The organism is Craterilacuibacter sp. RT1T, assembly GCF_023502145.1.
In the GTDB taxonomy this organism is placed as follows: domain Bacteria; phylum Pseudomonadota; class Gammaproteobacteria; order Burkholderiales; family Chromobacteriaceae; genus Craterilacuibacter.
In genome coordinates this window covers 17034-35713 of the sequence record NZ_JAMFLI010000011.1, presented here as the reverse complement: position 1 = coordinate 35713, position 18680 = coordinate 17034, and the positions used below count along the sequence as shown (strand labels likewise).

At 58.2% G+C, this 18680-nt stretch carries 13 protein-coding genes and 1 tRNA gene; 8 read left to right on the top strand and 6 right to left on the bottom strand.

Features of this window, described 5'->3' with window-relative positions; genetic code table 11:
• Positions 1-69: 69 nt before the first annotated feature.
• Positions 70-186 (top strand) — tRNA-Leu (locus tag M3P88_RS13885).
• A gap of 189 nt (positions 187-375) precedes the next feature.
• On the opposite strand, the gene M3P88_RS13880 is transcribed toward M3P88_RS13885, so the two are convergent.
• Positions 376-1206 carry a formate/nitrite transporter family protein gene (locus tag M3P88_RS13880; RefSeq protein ID WP_249616602.1) on the bottom strand — a complete coding sequence of 277 codons (831 nt, stop codon included), beginning with the start codon at positions 1204-1206 and terminating at the stop codon, positions 376-378.
• Positions 1207-1520: 314 nt separating this feature from the next.
• On the opposite strand from M3P88_RS13880, the gene pflB reads away from it, so the two are divergent.
• The 4 genes from pflB (at position 1521) to pta (ending at position 8052) form a co-directional block, all read left to right on the top strand.
• Entirely contained in the window at positions 1521-3797 is a 2277-nt protein-coding gene (gene pflB, locus M3P88_RS13875; protein ID WP_283773227.1) for a formate C-acetyltransferase, read from the top strand.
• 77 nt (positions 3798-3874) lie between these two features.
• Positions 3875-4657 carry a pyruvate formate-lyase-activating protein gene (gene pflA, locus M3P88_RS13870; RefSeq protein ID WP_249616600.1) on the top strand — a complete coding sequence of 261 codons (783 nt, stop codon included), beginning with the start codon at positions 3875-3877 and terminating at the stop codon, positions 4655-4657.
• Between the two features lie 59 nt (positions 4658-4716).
• On the top strand, positions 4717-5913 hold the full coding sequence (locus M3P88_RS13865) for an acetate/propionate family kinase (protein ID WP_249616599.1): 1197 nt from the start codon (positions 4717-4719) through the stop codon (positions 5911-5913).
• Between the two features lie 75 nt (positions 5914-5988).
• Positions 5989-8052, top strand: coding sequence for a phosphate acetyltransferase (pta, locus tag M3P88_RS13860; protein ID WP_249616598.1), 2064 nt, complete (start codon positions 5989-5991; stop codon positions 8050-8052).
• Between the two features lie 700 nt (positions 8053-8752).
• Here pta and murA read toward each other — a convergent pair.
• From murA to M3P88_RS13835, 5 genes are read right to left on the bottom strand one after another with little or no spacing between them, the layout of a single operon-like run.
• Complete coding sequence (gene murA / locus M3P88_RS13855) at positions 8753-10006, bottom strand: UDP-N-acetylglucosamine 1-carboxyvinyltransferase (RefSeq protein ID WP_124735131.1); 1254 nt, start codon at positions 10004-10006, stop codon at positions 8753-8755.
• Positions 10007-10009: 3 nt separating this feature from the next.
• On the bottom strand, positions 10010-10255 hold the full coding sequence (locus M3P88_RS13850) for a BolA family protein (RefSeq protein WP_249616597.1): 246 nt from the start codon (positions 10253-10255) through the stop codon (positions 10010-10012).
• A 27-nt stretch (positions 10256-10282) separates the two neighbouring features.
• Positions 10283-11038, bottom strand: a complete 756-nt coding sequence (locus M3P88_RS13845) for an ABC transporter permease (protein ID WP_124735129.1) — start codon at positions 11036-11038, stop codon at positions 10283-10285.
• Positions 11038-11940: an ABC transporter ATP-binding protein gene (locus M3P88_RS13840; RefSeq protein WP_249616596.1), complete on the bottom strand. Its 903-nt coding sequence runs from the start codon at positions 11938-11940 to the stop codon at positions 11038-11040. Before M3P88_RS13840 ends, M3P88_RS13845 begins: the two co-directional genes overlap by 1 nt.
• Before the next feature lie 39 nt (positions 11941-11979).
• Positions 11980-12630 carry a TetR family transcriptional regulator gene (locus tag M3P88_RS13835; RefSeq protein ID WP_249616595.1) on the bottom strand — a complete coding sequence of 217 codons (651 nt, stop codon included), beginning with the start codon at positions 12628-12630 and terminating at the stop codon, positions 11980-11982.
• A 225-nt stretch (positions 12631-12855) separates the two neighbouring features.
• Here M3P88_RS13835 and M3P88_RS13830 point away from each other — a divergent pair, with 225 nt between their 5' ends.
• The 3 genes from M3P88_RS13830 to M3P88_RS13820 are packed head-to-tail and all read left to right on the top strand — an operon-like array spanning position 12856 to position 18604.
• Entirely contained in the window at positions 12856-14025 is a 1170-nt protein-coding gene (locus tag M3P88_RS13830; protein WP_249616594.1) for an efflux RND transporter periplasmic adaptor subunit, read from the top strand.
• Between the two features lie 18 nt (positions 14026-14043).
• On the top strand, positions 14044-17205 hold the full coding sequence (locus M3P88_RS13825; RefSeq protein ID WP_249616593.1) for an efflux RND transporter permease subunit: 3162 nt from the start codon (positions 14044-14046) through the stop codon (positions 17203-17205).
• The gene (locus M3P88_RS13820) at positions 17195-18604 is read left to right on the top strand and encodes an efflux transporter outer membrane subunit (RefSeq protein ID WP_249616592.1); all 1410 of its coding nucleotides are present in this window, start codon (positions 17195-17197) and stop codon (positions 18602-18604) included. Before M3P88_RS13825 ends, M3P88_RS13820 begins: the two co-directional genes overlap by 11 nt.
• Positions 18605-18680 lie beyond the last annotated feature (76 nt).

Genomic DNA, 18680 nt, shown 5'->3' with positions numbered 1-18680 from the left:
ATTGTAGGGCTTGTAGGGGTGTCTAGGTCAATCCCAAGCATCACCCATGGAGTTGGTTGTTTTTGTAGTGTGTTGTTTTTAATGGTAAATTTTGATTTTTCTCCATCTTGATCAACACCAGTCAACCCCGTTAAGTGAAGACTCATAATCCTTTGGTCATCGGTTCAAGTCCGATAGGGCCCACCAGAAATTTGATTAGCAAAATCAGGGGTTTGCAGCTTAGGCTGCAAACCCCTTTTGCTTTTTTGCTACCGCAGCGCGGTCGGGGCGTTGGGGCTGTGGCCTGATGGCGATCTGCCTGGTGTAAAAGTCTTGCCAAAGGGGTGGGGATGGGGAGAGGACACCCCTCCGCACCTAAGTGCAGAGGGGGGGAGCTTAGAGGCTAGCCGGGCTCAGCTTGTTGGCCGGTTTCTGTGCGGTCTTGGCCGGCGCGCTCAGCGTGTGGCGCTCGAGCATAAAGGCCAGCAAGGCGACACCGACGCCACCACCCACGATATTGCCCAGTGTTGCGGGTAGCAGATTGTGCAGGATGTCGCCAAACGACAGCGCTGCGGGCGCATGGGCGACGACCAGGCTAAAGAGTGCCATATTGGCGATGCTGTGTTCGAAGCCGGAGAAGAAGAAGGCGAATACCAGCAGGAACACCAAGGCAATTTTGGCCATCTCGTTTTCCAGCTTCATCGGCAGCCAGACTGCGAGGCAGATGATCCAGTTACACAGTACGCCCTTCCAGAAGATCTTCATAAACGGCGCGCTGGTTTTGACGGCCGCGATCTGGCTGGCCACATGATCGGCAGGGTAGTCACCCAGACCGCCGGTCTGCATCCACACCATAGTAAACAGCAAAATGCCGGCCAGGTTGCCGAAGTAAACCGTGCCCCAGCTTGCCAGCGCCTCGGCGCTGCTGACGCGGCCGGTCAGTTTACCCAAGCTCATATACATCACATTACTGGTAAATAGTTCGGTCTTGGAAACAATGATGGCAACCAGGGCCGTGCCGAAGAAGGCCGAGTAGGCGATGGCGTAGTAAGGCGAGCCATTGCTGTGAAACAACTGCCCCAGGCGCATGCTGACGGCGAGGACGAGGGCAATCAGGGCGCCGGCAAAGGCGGCGGAAAGAAAATAGCGGGTAGTGGCGGTACGCAGGACGGTGCGTTTGGCACTGGCTTGCTGGGCGACATAGTCGAGAGAGTAGGTGTGGCTCATGATCTTAATGGGTAGATGGGTTAGTTGTTTTGGGTTTTGTGATGTTTTTAAAACCCGTTTTGCGTTTTCGAAATTATTTTCGATCGGTTTTGTTCGTTTCTTGCCGCTTGTTGCCGTTCTTTAGCCGGAGTCAGACTGGTGTTTGACGCTACTTTTGTATTAAAATCCTTTTCTATCAATGAGTAACGTAAAAAGATAGATTTTACCAGCCGCTATTTTCGTTGCGCTGAGAAATTTGTTTTTGACGTAGATCAAGTAATCGCTTTCGTTTTCGACTTAATATGTATTCAATTTGTTACATATCGTGTTCGAAGATGAACCAGGAGACGCAAAAGATGGACGCTGCAAACAAGGAAATGCTGGCTGTTGACCCATGGAGAGAGTTCGTTGCCGGTGATTGGCAGGCTCGCGTGGACGTACGCGACTTTATCCAGCACAACATGACCCCTTACGAGGGCGATGCAGCCTTTCTGGCCGGTGCCACTGCGCGTACCCAAGGCATCTGGGACACGCTGTCCGTACTACTGAAAGAAGAGCGTGCCCGTGGCGTGCTGGATGTCTCCGCTGATCGTGGTGCCAGCATCACCGCACATGACGCCGGTTATATTGACGAGAAAAATGAACTGATCGTTGGTCTGCAGACCGATGCGCCACTCAAGCGCGCCATCATGCCTAACGGCGGCCTGCGCATGGTTGAAAACGGTCTGGAAGCCTTCGGCTTCAAGATCGATCCTATGGTCAAAGAGATCTGGGAAAAGTATCGCAAGAGCCATAACCAGGGCGTGTTCGATGCCTACACCCCGGCCATTCTGGCTGCGCGCAAGTCCGGCGTGATTACCGGTTTGCCTGACGCTTATGGCCGTGGCCGTATCATCGGTGACTACCGCCGTGTTGCCCTGTATGGCGTCGACTTCCTGATGGCCGAGCGCAAGAAGGACTGGATGGCCATCAAGCCGCCGATGACTGACGACGTGATCCGTCTGCGTGAAGAGTGCTCCGAGCAGTACCGCGCGCTGAACGAACTGAAAGTCATGGCTGCCAAGTATGGCTACGATATCGCTCGTCCTGCCGCGACGGCACGCGAAGCGATCCAGTGGACTTACTTTGCCTATCTGGCCGCAGTGAAAGAGCAGAACGGCGCCGCGATGAGCTTCGGCCGCGTGTCGACCTTCCTCGACATCTTTATCGAGCGCGACATCAAGGCCGGCGTGCTGAATGAAGAGCAGGCGCAGGAAATGATCGACGATCTGGTGATCAAGCTGCGTATCGTGCGCTTCCTGCGCACTCCGGATTACGATGCACTGTTCTCCGGGGATCCGACCTGGGTGACCGAGTCCATCGCCGGTATGGGTCTGGACGGCCGTACGCTGGTGACCAAGAACAGCTTCCGCTTCCTGAACACCCTGTACAACCTGGGCCCGGCACCTGAGCCTAACCTGACCGTATTGTGGTCGACCCAGTTGCCACGCGGCTTCAAGGACTTCGCCGCCAAAGTGTCTATCGACACCTCGGCCATCCAGTACGAAAACGACGACCTGATGCGTCCGAAGTGGGGCGACGACTACGGCATCGCTTGCTGCGTATCGGCCATGGCCATCGGTAAGCAGATGCAGTTCTTCGGCGCCCGCGCCAACCTGGGCAAGACCCTGTTGTACGCGATCAACGGCGGTGTGGACGAGAAGAGCGGCGCAACCGTAGCCCGTGGTTTCGAGCCTATCACCAGCGACGTACTCGACTACGACGAAGTGATGGCCAAGTTCCTGCCAATGATGGACTGGGTGGTTGAGACTTACGTTGATGCGCTGAACACCATTCACTACATGCACGACAAGTACTCGTACGAGCGTATCGAGATGGCGCTGCACGACCGCGATATTCTGCGCACCATGGCTTGTGGCATTGCCGGTCTGTCCGTGGCCGCCGACTCCTTGTCCGCGATCAAGCATGCCAAGGTTCATGTCATTCGTAACGAAGACGGTCTGGCTGTCGATTACAAGATCGAAGGCGAATACCCGGCTTACGGCAACAACGACGACAGCGTAGACAGCATCGCCGTTTGGCTGACCGAAACCTTTATGGAGAAGATCAAGGCCCAGCCTCACTTCTACCGTAATGCCACCCCGACCCAGTCGGTGCTGACCATCACCTCCAACGTGGTGTATGGCAAGAAGACCGGTAACACCCCGTGTGGTCGTCGCTCGGGCGAGCCATTCTCGCCGGGTGCCAACCCGATGAACGGTCGCGATGTGAAGGGCTTTGTGGCTTCCGGTGCTTCGGTTGCCAAGATTCCTTACAACGCGGCTCTGGACGGCATCAGCTGGACCTCGTCGGCTACGCCGGACGCACTGGGCCACACGGCTGAAGAGCGTATCCGCAACCTGGCTAACTGCCTGGATGGCTATGCCGCAGCCGGCGGCTTCCATGTCAACGTCAACGTGTTCAACCGCGACACGCTGATTGACGCGATGGAGCACCCGGAAGAGTACCCGCAGCTGACCGTGCGCGTGTCGGGCTATGCGGTGAACTTCGTCAAGCTGACGCGCGAGCAGCAGCTGGACGTAATCAACCGTACCTTCCACGGCAAGATGTAAGTTAGCGCCTTCCGCTAAAGGAAGGCTAGGTCGGCGGGCGGCGCAAGCCGCCCGCCGTCATTTTGACAAGGACACTCATGAATACACCCGCTACCGCCATCCCGGTCAACTTCGTTACGGAGCGCACTGCCGTCAAGGGATATATCCATTCGCTGGAGACCGGTGCTGCCGTTGACGGTCCGGGTGTGCGTTTTGTGTTCTTTACCTCAGGTTGCCAGTTCCGCTGCCTGTATTGCCATAACCCGGACACTTGGAAGCTGCATCATGGCCGCGAGATGAGCGTGGAAGATGCGCTGGCCGAACTCAAGCCTTATGCCGGCTTCCTCAAGTTTGCCGGTGGCGTGACGGTGTCCGGTGGCGAGCCGATGATGCAGCCCGATTTTGTCGGTGAGCTGTTCAAGGGGGCCAAGGCGCGTTTCGGTCTGCATACCACGCTGGATACTCAGGGCTATCTGCATGAGAGCCTGCCGGATGCCTGGTTTGAGGCGGTGGATCTGGTGATGCTGGACATCAAGCACAGCGACCCCGAACAGTACAAGAAGATCACGGCCCAGCCTTTGCAGCCGACGCTGGATTTTGCCCGGCGCATGGCGAAGATGGGCAAGAAAATGTGGATCCGTTATGTGCTGGTGCCGGGGCTGACTGACGGCTTCGATGATGTCGAACGGCTGGCCGATTTTGTCGCTAGTCTGGGTGCAGTCGTCGAACGCGTAGAGGTGCTGCCATTTCACCAGTTGGGCCAGAGTAAATGGGCTGAGCTTGGGATGGCATATGAACTGGCCGACACCCTGCCGCCTTCGGCCGAGTGTGTCGCCCGTGTGCGTGGCCAATTTGCCGCACGCGGTTTCTTTGTCAGCTAGCGTGCATTTGATGTGCACAGCCTGACAAACCGATTTTATTCATTATTGAAAGTACTCTCATGAGCCAATCCCTGATTCTGGTTATTAACTGCGGCAGCTCGTCGCTCAAGTTCGGTCTGTTCCCTGTCGGTGCAGAAGAGCCGACCCTGTCCGGCCTAGCCGAGTGCCTGGGCGATGCCGATTCGCGCGTGGTATTCAAGGCCGACGGCAAGAAGAGCACGCTGGCCATTGCCGGTGGCGCACATGACCAGGCGCTGGAAGCCGTGATTGAACATATCCGCGCCCGTGGCGAACTGGATAGCGTGGTGGCTGTCGGCCACCGCGTGGTACATGGCGGCGAGCGTTTCCACGCCTCGGCGCTGATTACCGCTGAAGTTGAAGCCGCTATTGAAGCGTGCGCCGCGCTGGCACCGCTGCATAACCCGGCCAACCTGCTGGGTATCCGCGTCGTCGCAGCCTGCCTGCCTAAGCTGCCGCAGGTTGCCGTATTCGATACCGCTTTCCATCAGACGATGCCGCGTGCCGCTTATCTGTACGCGCTGCCAATGAAGCTGTATCGCGACCATGGTGTGCGCCGTTACGGTTTCCACGGCACCAGCCACCGCTTTGTGGCTGAAGCCGCCGTAGCCGAGCTGGGTCTGGATGCCGCTAACCACGGCATCGTGATTGCCCATCTGGGGAACGGTGCTTCTGCTGCGGCCATCAAGAATGGCGCCAGCGTAGACACCACCATGGGCATGACCCCGCTGGAAGGTCTGGTCATGGGCACGCGTTCGGGTGATGTGGATCCGGGCAGCCTGGCTTATATCGGCGAAAAACTGGGCCTGGATCTGGCCGGCATCGACAAGCTGCTGAACAAGGAGTCGGGCCTGCTGGGTCTGTCCGAGCTGTCCAATGACTGCCGTACGCTGGAAGAAGCTGCAGCCGAAGGCCATGAAGGCTCGACCGTTGCGCTGGAAGTGTTTGCCCATCGCCTGGCCCGTCATATCGGCGGTCTGGCAACCTCGCTTGACCGTCTGGACGCAGTGGTATTCACCGGCGGCATCGGCGAGAACAGCGACAAGCTGCGCGCCATGACCTTGGCCAAGCTGTCGGCTTTCGGTATCGAAGTCGATGCCGAAGCCAACGCCCGCTGCATCCGCGGCACTGCCGGCGTGATCAGCCGTGGCAACGGCCCTAAAGCCATGGTGATCAACACCAATGAAGAATTCGTGATTGCTTGCGATACCGCCGAACTGGCTGGCATCACACGCTGAATTCCGGTCTAGGATGAAAGACGAACCCGCGCCTGCGCGGGTTCGTGCGTTACAGCCACAAGAAAGGCTTACACCATGCAGAAAATATTTTTCCTGGCCCCTGTCGGCCACGATGCCGGCCTGACCTCTCTGGGGCTGGGTCTGGTGCGCTCGCTGGAACGCGAAGGCATCAAGGTTGGTTTTGCCAAGCCTATCGCCCAGCCCGGCACCGGCCCGGATCTGTCTACCCATTTCGTCCGCTCCTTGTGCGGCATCGAGGCACCCGAGGCCATTCCTTTCGCCCGTGCCGAAGCACTGCTGCGCGAAGGCAAGTTGTCCGACCTGATGGAAGAGGTGGTGCAAAACGTGGCACCGCTGGTGATGCAGCACGATGTGGTACTGGTTGAGGGCCTGACCCCGGGCTCGGATGTACCCCTGGCTAGCGAGCTGAATCTGGAGCTGGCCAAGACCCTGACCGCCGACCTGATTCTGGCCATTTCGGCTGCACGCCGCGACGCGCGCGATATTTTTGAAGCCATTACCTTGGCGCGCCGCAGTTATAGCGACGGCCAGGTCAATCTGGCCGGCGTCATGCTGAACAAGCTGCCGCTAGGCGCCGAAGGTCAGCAGTTGCTGCAGAACCTGGGCCGCATTGCCCCGCCATTGCCGTTGCTGGCGACGGTGCCGTTTGAAGCGCGCCTGAATGCCGTGCGCCTGCTGGATCTGGCCTCGCCTTTGGGGCTCAAGATCGAGCACGCCGGCAATATCGTACGCTCGCGGGTGCATGAAGTGGTCGTGGCTGCCCGTGCGGTGGAAAACATGATAGACCGTCTGCGCCCTGGCGCGCTGGTGGTGACGCCAGGAGACCGCTCCGACGTGATTCTGGCGACGGCGCTGGCCACCTTGCGCGGCGTGCCGCTGGCCGGCCTGCTGTTGACCTGTGGCGAGCCGGTTGCCGCCAAGGTTGCCCCTTTGATCGAATCGGCCAAGCTGGCGGGGCTGCCTATCCTGTCGACCGAGCGCGATACCTTTGAAACCAGCGCCTTGCTGTCGGCGATCAATGTCCATGTTGCGGCGGATGACACCGAACGCATGCAGCAAGTGATTGATTTTATGGCCGAACACACGGCCACTGAGCAGCTGAAGGAAAAGATCGGCGAGCCGACCGAACTGCGTATGCCGCCACCGGCATTCCGCCATCGTCTGGTCGAGATTGCCCGTCGTGCCAATAAGCGCATCGTGCTGCCGGAAGGCGACGAGCCGCGCACCTTGCAAGCGGCGGTGATTTGCCATGAGAAGGGGATTGCCCGTTGCGTCTTGCTGGGGAGTCCGGCGCGCATCCATCAGGTTGCGGATGCACAGGGCGTGGTCTTGCCGGCCGATATCGAGATCATTGATCCCGAAGCCGTGCTTAGCCGCTATGTGGCGCCTATGGTCGAGCTACGCAAGTCCAAGGGTTTGACTGCACCGCAGGCTGAAAAGCTGCTGGAAGACACGGTCATGATGGGCACCATGATGCTGGCACTGGGCGAAGTCGACGGTCTGGTGTCCGGCGCGGTGCATACTACCGCCAGCACCGTGCGTCCGGCTTTGCAACTGATCAAGACCGCGCCTGGCGCGTCTATCGTCTCCAGCGTGTTCTTTATGCTGATGCCGGATCAGGTACTGGTGTATGGCGACTGCGCCATCAATCCGGACCCGACCGCGGAGCAGTTGTGCGACATCGCGATCCAGTCGGCCGATTCTGCCAAGGCCTTCGGTGTCGAGCCGCGTGTAGCGATGATTTCCTACTCGACCGGTGCCTCCGGCACGGGTGACGATGTCGAGAAGGTGCGCGAAGCGACCCGTCTGGCCAAGGAAAAGCGTCCGGATCTGATGATAGATGGCCCGATGCAGTACGATGCGGCGTCGGTCGAATCGGTCGGCCGCCAGAAGGCACCGAATAGCCCGGTTGCCGGGCGCGCCAATGTGTTCGTGTTCCCGGATCTGAATACCGGCAATACGACCTACAAGGCGGTGCAGCGTTCTGCCGGCGTGGTTTCGGTGGGTCCCATGCTGCAAGGCTTGCGCAAGCCGGTGAACGACTTGTCGCGTGGCGCGCTGGTAGACGATATCGTTTACACCGTGGCACTGACGGCAATCCAGGCAACCCAGGCCTGAGTATCAGGTGTTTGATAGCAGCCCCCACAGCATCGCTGACGGGGGTTTTTTCATGATCCTTACTGCGGGGTATCAGGAGGGGCGAGCGGAAAGTGAGTCACGCTACGCTCGGCCAGCTGGGCGGGCGGCGTTAGCTGATCCAGGCGCTGGATGCCGATATCGACAAACTCTTGGCACAACGAACGACCACACGAGTAGAACGTATGTTCTACGCGTGGCGAGTGGTAGCGTATGCCTAGGCTGGCGGGGTGACGGCAAAAATCGCAGCACCTGGAAAAGGGAGTGCTCAAGGAAGGCCCTAAACGTGTGAAGTCAATGCAATGCCCAGTGTGCACGACTCTTGTTGCTATATGTCGTGACTAATTGGCAATACATGTTTAATCATTTTGCAAGATCATGGCTTTGAGTATGCCGCGCTCTGGTCTGCGCGACTACCTTGCTTATACCGTAGTTATTTTTGTATCGGCGTGCCCGAGCATTTCCACTTGTTGTTGTTGTGCTGCTTGTGATCGTCTTGTAGTGGCCGTGCCAGCTTATCTCGTCATCCGCTGGGACGATGCAATTAGCGAATTCGTTCATCGAGGACAAGGTCTGCCATGGCCAATAAAAACAGTCCGGCAGGTTTAGTCTGCCGGACTGTTGAGTTTTCGGTCTGAGCTAGCTGGTTAGGCCGGTTGTGCTCATCTACCGTTTAGCGGTTTTAGCTGACGCGCTCGATCTGGGCGCCGACTGCACCGAGCTTGCGCTCGATATGCTCGTAGCCGCGGTCCAGATGATAGATGCGCTCGACGATGGTTTCGCCATCGGCCACCAGACCCGCGATCACCAAGCTGGCGGAGGCGCGCAAATCGGTTGCCATGACGGTGGCGCCGGACAGGCGTTCAACGCCGCGGATCACGGCTGTGTTGCCTTCGGTCTCGATATTGGCGCCCATGCGCTTGAGCTCGGGCACATGCATGAAACGGTTTTCAAAGATGGTCTCGGTCACCATGGCTGCGCCTTCGGCAATGGTGTTCAGCGTCATGAACTGCGCCTGCATATCGGTCGGGAAGGCCGGGTAGGGCAGGGTGCGGATATTGACCGACTTCGGGCGGCGCTTCATATCCAGCGAAATCCAGTCGTCGCCGCATTCGATAATGGCACCGGCCTCGACCAGCTTGTCTAGGATGGCTTCCATGCCCTTGGGAGCGGCATGGCGCAGGATGATATGGCCCTGGGTCATGGCGCCGGCGACCAGGAAGGTGCCCGCTTCGATGCGGTCCGGCATGATGGCGTGTTCTGCACCATGCAGTTTTTCTACGCCTTCGATCACCAGACGGTCGCTGCCGATGCCGCTGATCTTGGCCCCCATCTTGTTCAGGCAATGCGCAAGGTCGCTGACTTCGGGTTCGCGTGCCGCGTTTTCCAGCACGGTGATGCCGTCGGCCAAGGTGGCAGCCATCAGCAGGTTTTCGGTGCCGGTAACGGTGACCATATCCATGACGATGGTGGCACCGCGCAGGCGCTTGGCGCGTGCCTTGACATAGCCGTGCTCGATGGTGACTTCGGCACCCATGGCCACCAGGCCCTTGATATGCTGGTCAACCGGACGCGAGCCGATGGCGCAGCCGCCTGGCAGCGAGACCGAGGCTTCGCCGAAGCGTGCAAGGGTCGGGCCCAGTACCAGAATGGAGGCGCGCATGGTTTTCACCAGCTCGTACGGCGCAACCAGTGTGTCGATCTGGCTGGCGGTGATTTCGATCTCATGCACATTATCGGTCATCACGCGCACACCCATGCCTTGCAGCAGCTTTTGCGTGGTGGCAACGTCGCGCAGCATCGGCACATTGCTGTAACGCATGGTGTCGGCGGTCAGCAAGCTGGCGCACAGAATGGGCAGGGCGGCGTTTTTGGCACCGGAAACCGGAATTTCACCGTTGAGCGGGCCATTGCCGCGAATAATCAGTTTTTCCATGGGTTAGCCTTGTTGCTCAGCCCATTCTTCAGGGCTGAATGTTTTCATCGAAAGAGCGTGGATTTCGTCACGCATGCGGTCGCCCAGTGCCTTGTAGACCAACTGGTGCTGCTGCACACGGTTGCGGCCGGAAAACTCCGCGCTGACGATTACCGCCGAGAAATGGGTGCCGTCATCGCCCTCGACTACGATGTGGGTACAAGGCAGCGAGGCGGTGATCAATTGCTTGATGTAGTCAGGTGTAACCATGGTACGGGATATTCCTAAAAAAGTAGCTTAATGGCGCAGCTTGTAGCCAACCTTGATCATCCACAAACCTAGCGAAGAAAGCAGAACAAAACTGCTGCCAACCACGGCCAGTGCCAGCCACGGACTGACGTCGGCTTGACCGAAAAAGCCGTAGCGGAAGCCGTCTATCATGTAAAACACGGGATTCAGATGCGAAATGGCACGCCACAGTGGTGGCAAGCTGTCTATCGAGTAGAACACACCGGATAAAAAGGTTAGCGGCAGAATAATGAAATTCTGGAAGGCGGCCAACTGGTCGAATTTTTCCGCCCAGATGCCGGCAATAATTCCCAGCGCACCCAGTACCCCGCAGCCCAGCACGGCAAAGGCGAAGATCCATAGCGGTGCTTGCGGCAAGGGCATGCCGAACCATGCGGTAATGGCGATGACGCCTGCGCCGACTACCAGTCCGCGTACGATGGCGGCAGCCAGATAGGCGGCAAAAAATTGCAAGGGCCCGAGCGGCGACAGTAGCAGAAACACGATATTGCCGGTGATCTTGGACTGGATCAGGCTGCTGGAGCCATTGGCAAAGGCGTTTTGCGTCATCGACATCATGGCCAGGCCCGGAATCAGGAAGGCGGTATAGCTGATGCCGGGATAAACCTCGAGATGGCGTGCCATTACATGGGAAAAAATCAGCTGATACATCAAGGCAGTCAGCACAGGCGCAGCAACGGTCTGGAATGCGACTTTCCAAAAACGCAGGATTTCTTTTCTGAACAGCGTGTAAAACCCCTGCATCAGGCTTTCCCTCCTTGCATCATATGGACGAATACGCTTTCCAGATCGGTTTCGATCACCGTCATTTCCCTGACCTCTATCTTCGCCTCGCGCAAAGTGGCCAGTACCTGTTCGATGCGGGCAATTTCCGGCAGGCGCAGCACCACGCGCTGGCCTTCATCGCGGACTTTCAGCGGCAATAGTGTGTCCGGCAGTGCCGCCGACAGCTTGAACGACACATCGCGCTCATTGCTGTGTGCCAGCAGCTTGGTTTTGTCTTCCAGAGCGATCAGCTTGCCTTTTTTCAGCATGGCGATGCGATTGCACAGTGCTTCGGCTTCTTCCAGATAGTGGGTGGTCAGCACAATGGTGTGGCCGGCCTGATTCAGTTCGCGCACAAAGGCCCACAGGCTTTGCCTGAGTTCGACATCGACGCCGGCGGTCGGCTCGTCCAGCACAATCACCGGCGGGCGGTGGACCAGCGCCTGCGCCACCATCACCCGGCGCTTCATGCCGCCGGACAGGGCACGCATATTGCTGTCGGCCTTGTCGCTTAGACCCAGCTTGTCCAGCAGTTCGTCCAGCCAGTCGTCGTTGTGTTTGAGACCGAAGTAGCCGGACTGAAACCGTAGGCTTTCGCGTACCGAGAGGAAGGGGTCGAAAACCAGTTCTTGCGGCACGACGCCCAAGGTCTTGCGCGCCTGATAGGCGGCGCTGATGGTGTCATGGCCGAGTATGCGGATATGGCCGCTCGTCTGGCGTGATAAACCCGCCATGGCCGAGATCAGCGTGGTTTTGCCCGCGCCGTTGGGGCCGAGCAGGGCGAAAAATTCGCCGGCCTCGACCCGGAAGCTGACATCGTCCAGCGCCTTGAGCGTACCGAAGGTCTTGCTGACTGACTGGATTTCAATGGCGGGAGTCATAAGGCCGGCATCTGGCAAAAGCAGGCATTATAGCGGTAATCAGCTTTTGGGGTCAGCGTGTTCCTGCCAGCAGTTACCGGTAAAGGTGCCGCGAAAAAACGGCAGCAGCAAGGCTTGTGGCTGGCTGTCCAGCGGGAGGAGCTTGGGTGCGCTTAACCACAGTTGCACCAGACCGCGCCTGAGCGCCTGCAGGCTCATGGCGGCCATCTTGCAATCGGTATCAGGCTGTAGTTGCCCTTGCTTATGCGCTTGTTCCAGCGTTGCCAGCAGGCGCTGGTGCTGTTCGCTGATCCAGACCACGCTATCGGCCTGAATGCTGCTCATTTCATCGACGTATTCGCAGCGCAGATAAATAATGCCCAAGATACGCGCGATGGTGGGATTGCCGGTAATTAGGCCGAAGCTGTCCACACAGTGGCGCCACAGGCTGGCGGCGGCATTGTCTGCGGCCTCTGCGCGCATGCGTTGATAGCTTTCTTCAAAGATGGGCGCCAGTTCTGCGCACATGGCGTTGAAAATGGCTAGTTTGCCGTCGAAATGCCAGTAGATTGCACCGCGCGTAACGCCGGCAGCATGAGCGATATCGGCCAGCGATGTGTGGCTGACGCCTTGCTCCCAGAAGAGCAGGGCAGCCGTTTCCAGCAGCTTTTGTCTGGTCTGTTCTGCTTCTTGTTTGGTTTTTCGTGCCATTGTCGCCTGCTCCTGACATCTGTCCCCAGTACAGGGGACTGTGGTATCGGGGCAGTTTGCCTGCCACTATGATTATCGAATTTCTATATTTTACATACATGCATGAATGTATGTAAAATATAGAACTAATCCAAAACTCAATATGTAATCTAATCTGGAAAAGATATCCGTATGGCTTGTCTATCTGTTTCCGAGGGTTAATGCATGTCACAACCGAGCAATAAAATGAAAAAAACAGGAACCTGGCTGTTGCTGACGGCCGTTGCGGCCAGCCTGATGGCCTGCGGCAAGGATGATGGCGCCGCCAAGCAGCAGAGTAATATGCCGGCGATGCCGGTGTCTGTGGTGACCATCCAGCCTAAAGACATTCCGATCAGCTTCGAATATGCCGGCCAGGCGGCCGGTTTCCGCGAGGTGCAGGTGCGCTCGCGGGTAGAAGGTATTCTGTTGCATCGCAATTTTGTCGAAGGGCGCCGCGTCAAACAGGGTGAGACGCTGTTTGAAATCGGCCCGGATACTTATATCGCTGCCGTCGATCAGGCCAAGGGTAATCTGGCGGTGCAGGAAGCCAACTACAACCAGGCCAAGCGCACCTATGATCGTGTGCTGCCCCTGTTCAAAGAAAATGCAGTCAGCCAGCAAGACCGTGACAATGCGCTGGCGGCTTTTGAAAGCGGCAAAGCAGCCGTTGAAACCGCGCGTGCCACGCTCAAGCAGGCGCAGATTAATCTGGGTTACACCAAGGTGACTGCTCCGATTACCGGTCTGACTAGCCTGGATGTGGTGTCCGAAGGTAGCTTGGTCAGCCCTAACAGCATGCTGACCCGCATCTCGCAGCTTGATCCGGTCTATGTGAATTTCTCCTTCTCCGATAACGAGGCGCAGAAGTTGCGTCGTGATGTCGACGAAGGGCGTATCCGTGTGCCGGCACAAAATGCCTATCAGGTATCGGTGAAAATGTCCGACGGCTCGACCTTTGACCAGATCGGCAAGATCAATTTCTCCGACAATGTGGTGAATACCAATACCGGCACCATCAGCAGCCGCGCCCAGTTTGCCAACCCGCAAGGCATGTTGTTGCCGGGACAGTTTGTTCGGGTGACGCTCAAGGGCGCGACACGGGTGGCCGCGATCACCGTGCCGCAAGCCGCGGTGCTGACTACGCAGCAGGGCAAGCTGGTGTGGACCGTGAACAAGGATGGCAAGGCCGAACCGCGTCCGGTTGAAGTGATCGACCAGAACGGCAAGGACTTTGTAATCGGCAGCGGCCTCGCCAAGGGTGACCGCGTGGTGGTCGACAATATCCTCAAGCTGCGCCCCGGTGCCCCCCTGAAACCGCAAGAAGCAGGCAGCAAAGCTACCGCATCCGCGCCAGCGACCCAGGCCCAAGGCTGATAAAAGGAGTCTGACCCCATGTTTTCTGCCTTCTTTATCCGACGGCCTATCTTCGCTACGGTGATCTCGCTGATCATCATGCTGGCGGGTCTGGCGGCGATTACCGCTTTGCCGGTCGAGCAATATCCGAACATCGTGCCGCCTGTTGTTCAGGTGCAGGCGACTTATCCTGGCGCTTCGGCCCAGGTGATCGCTGATACGGTGGCTTCGCCGCTGGAGCAGTCGATCAACGGCGTCGAGAATATGATCTATCTGCAGTCGTCCAGTTCGAGTAATGGTGTACTCAAGCTTGATGTCAGCTTCAAGATCGGTACCGACCCGGACCAGGCTACCATCGACGTGAACAACCGCGTGCAGTCGGCGCTGACCCAGCTGCCGCAGGAAGTGCGTCGTCAGGGCGTGACGGTGACCAAGCAGTCGACCGCCATGTTGCAGATCATTGCGCTGTTTTCTCCCGATAAGCGTTACGACACCCTGTTTACCAGTAACTACGCCACGCTGAATATCGTTGACGAGCTTAAGCGTATTCCCGGTGTCGGCAGTGTGGTCAACTTTGCCTCGCAAGACTATGCGATGCGTATCTGGCTCAAGCCTGACCAGTTGGCCAAGCTCAAGCTGACCCCGTCGGATGTTTCTGCTGCCATTAACCAGCAAAACGCCCAGTATGCGGCGGGCAAGGTTGGTGCCGAGCCGATGGCCAATCCGACCGAGTTCACCTACACCGTGACGACGCAAGGCCGTCTGACCGATGTGGCCGAGTTCGAAAACATCATCGTGCGCTCCAATCCGGATGGCTCCAACCTGCGTCTGAAAGATGTGGCCAGGGTCGAACTGGGCGCGCTGAACTATGACTTTAACGGTAGCTATAACGGCTTGCCAACCGTGCCTATCGGCATCTATTTGTCTCCGGGTGCCAACCAGCTGGCGGTGGCCGATCAGGTGAGTGCCACCATGGCCAAGCTGTCGCAAAGCTTCCCCGGCGGGCTGGAATACACCATTCCTTATGACACGACCGACTTTGTGCGCGTGTCTATCGAAGAGGTGTACAAGACCTTTGCCGAGGCCATGGTGCTGGTGTTCCTGGTGGTTTACCTGTTCTTGCAGAACTGGCGCGCCACGCTGATCCCGTGTCTGGCGGTGCCGGTGTCGATTATCGGTACCTTTGCCGGTATGTATGCACTGGGATTCTCCATCAATACCCTGACGCTGTTCGGCATGGTGTTGGCCATCGGTATTGTGGTGGACGACGCGATTGTGGTGCTGGAGAACGTCGAACGTATTATGTCGACCGAGAAGTTACCGCCACGCCAGGCTTCCATCAAGGCGATGGAAGAGGTGGCCGGTCCGGTGGTGGCCATCGTGCTGGTGCTGGTGTCGGTGTTCTTGCCGGTTGCCTTCCTGGGCGGCATCGCCGGCCAGATGTACAAGCAGTTCGCCATTACCATTGCGGTATCGGTCACCATCTCCGGCATCGTGGCGCTGACGCTGACCCCGGCTTTGTGCGCCTTGTTGCTTAAAGAAGGCCATCAGGAACCGGCACGCTTCTTTGTCTGGTTTAACAAGGTCTTTGACCGCATCACCCATAGCTACACCACGGGTGTGCGTTTCTTGCTCAAGCGCAGCTTTGTCGCCTTTGTGATGTTTGCCGGCATGATCGCCATTACGGCCGGTCTGTTCCGCATGGTGCCGGGCTCTTTGGCTCCGGAAGAAGACCAGGGCTATGTGATTGGCGCGGTGATCTTGCCTGATGGTGCTTCGCTGTCGCGCACCATTACCACCATGAATCAGCTTGATCAGAAAATGATGCAGAACCCGGCTGTTGCGGTGGTGATGAGCTTTGCCGGCTTCGATATTCTGTCCGGCGGCAACAAGACCAACTCCGGTGTTAGCTTTGTGACGCTCAAGCCGTGGAGCGAGCGCAAGGCGGCGGGTGAGTCGTCCTTTGCCGTGGTGCAGGATATCTTCAAGATGGGCGGATCGATTACCGAGGGTGTGGTGCTGGCATTTAACCCGCCACCGATTTCCGGCATGTCGTCGACCGGTGGTTTTGAAGCCTATATCCAGAGCCGTGGCGGTGCATCGCCGGAAGAAATCGGTGTGCAGGTGAAAAAACTGGTCGCTGCTGCTTCCAAGCGTCCGGAGTTGGCCGGTATCTCCACCACCTTCTCGGCTGATGTGCCGCAGATCAACGTCAAGCTTGATCGCGAGAAAACGGTGGCCTATGGCGTGCAGATCAACCAGGTGTTCGACACCATGCAGAGTACCTTCGGTTCGCTGTATGTGAACGACTTCAACAAGTTCGGCCGCATCTACAAGGTGCAGTTGCAGTCGGAGGAAGATTTCCGCTCCAAGATCGAAGACCTGCGCAATGTTTATGTGCGTTCGGCTAAGGGCGACATGATTCCGCTGACTTCGCTGGTGACGGTCGAAATGACCACCGGTCCGCAAACCATGGAGCGTTTCAATGCCTTCCCTGCGGGCAAGATCGTCGGTGGTCCGGCTCCGGGTTACAGCTCGGGCGAATCGCTCAGGGTGATGGAAGAGGTCGCCAAAGAAGTATTGCCGGCGGATTACTCGCTGTCCTGGAGCGGTAGTGCTTATCAGGAACAGTCGACCAGCGGTTCTTCGTTTATGGTGTTCGGCTTCGGCATGATTATGGTGTTCCTGATCCTGGCGGCGCAGTACGAACGCTGGACCTTGCCGCTTGCGGTGCTGACCGCCGTGCCATTTGCCTTGTTCGGTGCGATTATGGCGACCTGGCTGCGTGGCCTGCAGAACGATATCTACTTCCAGGTGGCGCTGGTGGCCCTGATCGGTCTGGCGGCGAAGAACGCGATTTTGATTGTCGAGTTTGCCGTGATGAAGTTTGAAGAGGGTATGAGCCTGTTCGACTCGGCCATGGAGGCGGCCAAGCTGCGCTTCCGTCCTATCGTGATGACCTCGCTGGCCTTTATTCTGGGCGTGGTGCCGCTGGCTATTTCCAGTGGTGCCGGTTCGGCCAGCCGCCATGCGATCGGTACCGGTGTGATCGGCGGTATGTTGGCGGCAACCTTTATCGCGGTGTTTTTCATCCCGCTGTTTTTCCTGTTGATTATGAAGCTCTCGAACAAGGGTAAGGATCATATCCAGCCGCAGGATGACGAAGTCAAAGCAATCAAGGAGTCTACCGATGCTAAATAAAAGTCTGCCGCTATGGCTTGCCATTGCGCTGACCGGCTGCGCGGTCGGCCCCGACTACACCCGTCCGGCGGTGGAAATGCCGAATGCCTGGCAGGCGGGGGCTCCGGCTCCGGCCGCCGACATCAAGGTGGCGCCTGACTGGTGGAAATCGTTCAACGATCCGGTATTGGACCAGCTGGTTGACGAGGCGCTGGCATATAACCGCAATCTGGCGCAGGCAGCGGCGCGGGTGGAAGAGGCGCGTGCCCAGGCCGGCATTGCCCGTGCCAATCTGGCACCGCAGCTTTCGGCCAACGCCGGCTACCAGCGTGGACGTACCTCGGCGGAGTCCGCAAGCGGCGCGCTGGTATCCGATGCACGCACCGCCAATGGTGTACTGAGCTGGGAGCTGGATCTGTGGGGCAAGCTCAGGCGTGCCAACGAGGCGGCGCTAGCCAATCTGGCCGCCTCCGAGTACACCCGCGATGCGACCCGCTTGTCTATTGCGGCTGCGGTGGCACAAACCTATTTCCAGCTGCGTAGCTTTGATGCGCAGCTCGACATTACCCGGCGTACGCTGGTGTCGCGCGAGGAATCGCTGCGTATCAACAAGCGCCGCTTTGAAGGCGGGGTTACCTCCGAGCTGACCTACCGCCAGGCGGAAGCGGAGGCCGCATCGGCGCGCGCCGCAGTGCCGTCGCTGGAGCAGGCCGTCACCCAGAGCGAAAACGCGCTGGCGATTTTGTTGGGACGCTCGCCGCGGGCGCTGGTCGATAGTAAGGTGGCGCGCGGCAACGCGCTGGAGGCATTGCAGGTGCCGGTTAATATCCCGTCTGGCCTGCCATCCGAGCTATTGATGCGTCGTCCCGACTTGCAGGCCGCCGAGCAGCAGCTTAAGGCTGCCAATGCACGCATCGGTGTCGCGCGTGCGGCCTACTTCCCCAGCATTGGTCTGACCGGATTGCTGGGCTCGCAAAGTACGGCACTGGATACGCTGTTTACCGGCCCGACCCGTACCTGGAGTTTTGTCGGTAATCTGGCGATGCCTATTTTTGACTGGGGCAAGACCGGTGCCGGTGTCGATGCCGCAAGTGCGCAGCAGAAGCAGGCGCTGGCCGCGTACGAGCTGGCCATCCAGAGCGCGTTTGGCGAGACACTGGATGCCTTGTCGTTTACCCGAACCTCGCGTGACCGTCAGGCTGCCTTGTTTACCCAGTTGCAGGCCCTGCAGGAGAGCTTGCGTCTGGCCCGCTTGCGCTACGATAACGGCTACTCCAGTTATCTTGAGGTACTGGACTCGGAGCGTGGCTCTTATCAGGCCGAACTGCAACTGGTCAGCGCAAGGCAGGACCAGCTGCAAGCCTCGGTCAACCTGTACAAGGCCTTGGGTGGTGGCTGGAGCGCACCGACCCAGCATTGAGTTTGCTTGTATCAAAACAGAAGCCCCCGGTCATCGGGGGCTTTTTTTGGGCTATTTATTGAGGCGTCGCCAAAAA